The sequence below is a fragment of the Pseudoalteromonas sp. MMG013 genome (genome assembly GCF_018100885.1).
Classification (GTDB): domain Bacteria; phylum Pseudomonadota; class Gammaproteobacteria; order Enterobacterales; family Alteromonadaceae; genus Pseudoalteromonas; species Pseudoalteromonas aurantia.
Window position 1 is genome coordinate 1 of the sequence record NZ_JAGJEE010000064.1, and the last position, 3,059, is coordinate 3,059.

Consider the following 3,059-nt stretch of genomic DNA (forward strand, 5'->3'; position numbering starts at 1 on the left):
CTTGGAACTTGAATTCGGGGAAGCATATTCGAGTGTTGATGATGAATGTTAAAAATAATGCAATGAAATTTTTACGGTTGGTAGGAGCGTTTGTATTAATACTCACTACTTTGATTTTAATAAAAGTAGCCCTTAATGGAGACATAGCTGAATTAAGTTTACAAAGAGTTTCTACCGGTATGATCATAGTGGTAATACCTTGCTCATTAATTTTGGCATTAGTCCTGCTTATTGTTGATTATTATGATAAAAAATAAAGGAACAGATGAAAAAAGATAGAATTTCCCTTTAACATGACACCTATTAAAAATTGATTGCTCTGGGGGGGATTGATACTATTTTGCATGAGTTGAAATATACAGCTTATATTTTAAATTTATGAAATAGGCGATATGCTTATTCTTCGGGAGCTGGCCTAATTTTTGAGTGGGTGTCATCTTTAGGTTTTTATTTAATGGGGTATATGAAGATCCCAAATTTACAGGAATTGCTTGTTAAGCATGATTAAATTAATTCTAATGGTGGCACTATTCCTATTGACTATATTTGCAATAAGAAGTGTTTTGTTACTTTCTAAATCTCTTATTAATAAAAATATGAGTTGGCTTAAACACTTTGTATTTTTGATAATATTTAGTGTTAGTTATTTTTTACTTTTTAATTATGTAATTGATAACTCAGAGCAGCTAGGCATTCAAACGATTGATGTTAATGAAGAGCGGGACAAGCGAAGTAGAGGAGAGAGCTATACTGGGAATTAACATCAAAACATAAAAGGACAATTTACGAAGACATATATGGATACTCCCAGTATGCCAAACAAAATAACTCTGGCGGGGTAGAATAAACTACCTCGTTTTTCATTTCGTCGAAGCCACTGTTTGAGTCAGAATTTAAGAAGACACCCACCCAAAATTGCCAAAGTATTTCACGGTGCAGTAGGGCGACCGCAAAAGCTTGAAACGCAAGATGGGACAGGCACAAATTTCCTAACTCTCTAAATTCGGTAAAATGGGGCTGGGTAGTTCAGTTCGACCACTTTATGAAAGAAAATAAGATGGGACAGTCAACGAAGTAACAATGTGGGCCTCCCATAGCTTTTTATCCATCCAATGAGTTAGATTGTAACTTCACCCTTGGGTATTTTTGAGCAAAACCCATTTTTACGCCTTTCACAATAGAGGCTTCACACACGAATAAAAAAACAGCATACAATTTAAAGGAATAACATGAAGAAAGCACTACTTGGTACATTACTGTTCACGCTTCAAGGTTGTGTGAATAGCTCGTCAACAACAACTGTAAAAACAGCCCTGGAATCAGAACTAGAACCAGAGTTAGCATCGGGAGTAGATACCGCATCGGCTTGTATTGGTAGTACTGCGCTCTATGGTGAATTACATACGCGCTTTAAACCAATTAAAGATACAGAACTACTTGCGCAAGCGATTGGCGAGCCGCTTAAGGGTAAATTATGTCAAGGAACCGTTTATCAAAGTACGCAGGAAGTGACCATTTACCGTGCTTGGAACAGTACCAATCCGAATAGTCAGTTTGGTCAATGGTGGTCATTTCAATACCCATCAGGCACCATCGCAGATTATAGGAAAAACTATGAAATTTGCTATCAATGGTCACCGCTGGATAAGCTAGTACAGTGCACGCTTAAAATAGGTACAAACGTGGTCGTAGGGAATGGTCAAAGCGAGCAGTGTTCAGAGTATTTAAGCTATCCAGTTTCAGCTAAGCAGCAGGTATTTATTGCCGCATCGGCCGGTGCAGTAGAGAACTGCCAAAGTTTTAACGGTATAATGCGTTGGCAATAATTGTATATACTCAAAGTGTACCTTAATTAACTTGTATCATGAGATAAGTAAATGATAAGCCTCTTATGCGTTACGCCGCTCGCTGAATTATTTCAAGGTGCCCATGTAAGGTGTGCGAATTTAGCGAGTAAGCCGCGTTATTATTGGTTTAATATTGTTGATTTAGGGAGAGGTTAATAAAGCTAGCCATTAATAACTTAAGTTAGCTATTAATAAGTTGGTTATGAATGAAAGTAATTATTAATTAAAGCGGTTGTCATTCGATTACCTGCCGGTGCTTATTGAAAGTATGTAAGTAAAGGTCTAAATCGATAAAAATAACGCTAGACCTTTACAGCTTGGCAGGATCAAATAATTCCTACCGTTTCATGCGTGTGATTATGGCTGGCCTTTAGTGCAGCCACTAGTGTCGTTATAACAACGTCTACACGATACTGTAGGTGCTTCACAAAAATCACGTTCTTGTGTAAACCAGTTACCTGCACCGGCAGCAACCTGTGGTGTCATATCATTTGCGATGGCTTTTATGTCGCGAGATAGGTTTTTTACTTTCTTTTTATTTAGTTTTAGTTTCATTTTATATGTCCTTTTTTTAATTGTTCAACTTAGCCTAACATCACTGAATCTAATATAAAAGGTATTTTTGTATACAATATTCAAATTTAAAAGCTATTCAATAACAGTATGTTGTGAATATTTTTTGCTTTTTTAGCCAGTTTTACCGATGGAACTCATAGGGCCGGTAGGTTATTGAGGTTAAAATAAGCGAGGGAAGTAGATTGAAATGAAGTAGTACATCTGAACTGAAGACCTACAAGTTTCTAATAGGGTTAGGGCAGACCCGTGGTTGTGCACATACAGTTTATAGCAGTGAAAAATGTGCAAGAAAAGCTGCCAATTTTAATGGATCCTACATGAAGGGTTCATTGCGGTTTTTGTCATATTTGATTGTCAGTTAATTGAAGAATCGATAACGACTTTCACCTAGTGTCAAATGACTCAAATATAAGTCAAGTTAATCAGGCTTTATTGTTTGCGTTTGATCTGAATCTTCTAGGTGAAATAAATCCCCTTTATATTACTTTTCATTAATTTAGCTGCTATTTAACCTCAGGTTTGGATAAGGGTTTTGGAATAGAAAATGTTTTGTAAACAAACTTACGTACAATCCAATGATGATATTTCGTTCAATATCAAGGCGCTTTTATGCAGTAATAGCGGGCTATTACAAAT

At 36.3% G+C, this 3,059-nt stretch carries 3 protein-coding genes; 2 read left to right on the top strand and 1 reads right to left on the bottom strand.

Annotated elements, in window-relative coordinates; translation table 11 throughout:
• Together J8L98_RS24260 and J8L98_RS24265 are read left to right on the top strand one after the other, a co-directional pair.
• Positions 1–257 (top strand): hypothetical protein (locus J8L98_RS24260; RefSeq protein WP_210998631.1); only part of this gene is annotated, 257 nt, incomplete at its 5' end.
• A 972-nt stretch (positions 258–1,229) separates the two neighbouring features.
• Positions 1,230–1,826 (top strand): hypothetical protein, encoded by a 597-nt coding sequence (locus J8L98_RS24265; RefSeq protein WP_210998632.1) that lies wholly within the window; start codon positions 1,230–1,232, stop codon positions 1,824–1,826.
• Between the two features lie 378 nt (positions 1,827–2,204).
• On the opposite strand, the gene J8L98_RS24270 is transcribed toward J8L98_RS24265, so the two are convergent.
• Positions 2,205–2,402, bottom strand: coding sequence for a hypothetical protein (locus tag J8L98_RS24270; protein WP_192507823.1), 198 nt, complete (start codon positions 2,400–2,402; stop codon positions 2,205–2,207).
• Positions 2,403–3,059 lie beyond the last annotated feature (657 nt).

Excerpts from the sequence above, each read along its gene's own strand:
- J8L98_RS24265 (WP_210998632.1), top strand. The coding sequence starts at position 1,230 with ATGAAGAAAGCACTACTTGGTACATTACTGTTCACGCTTCAAGGTTGT.
- J8L98_RS24270 (WP_192507823.1), bottom strand. The coding sequence starts at position 2,402 with ATGAAACTAAAACTAAATAAAAAGAAAGTAAAAAACCTATCTCGCGAC.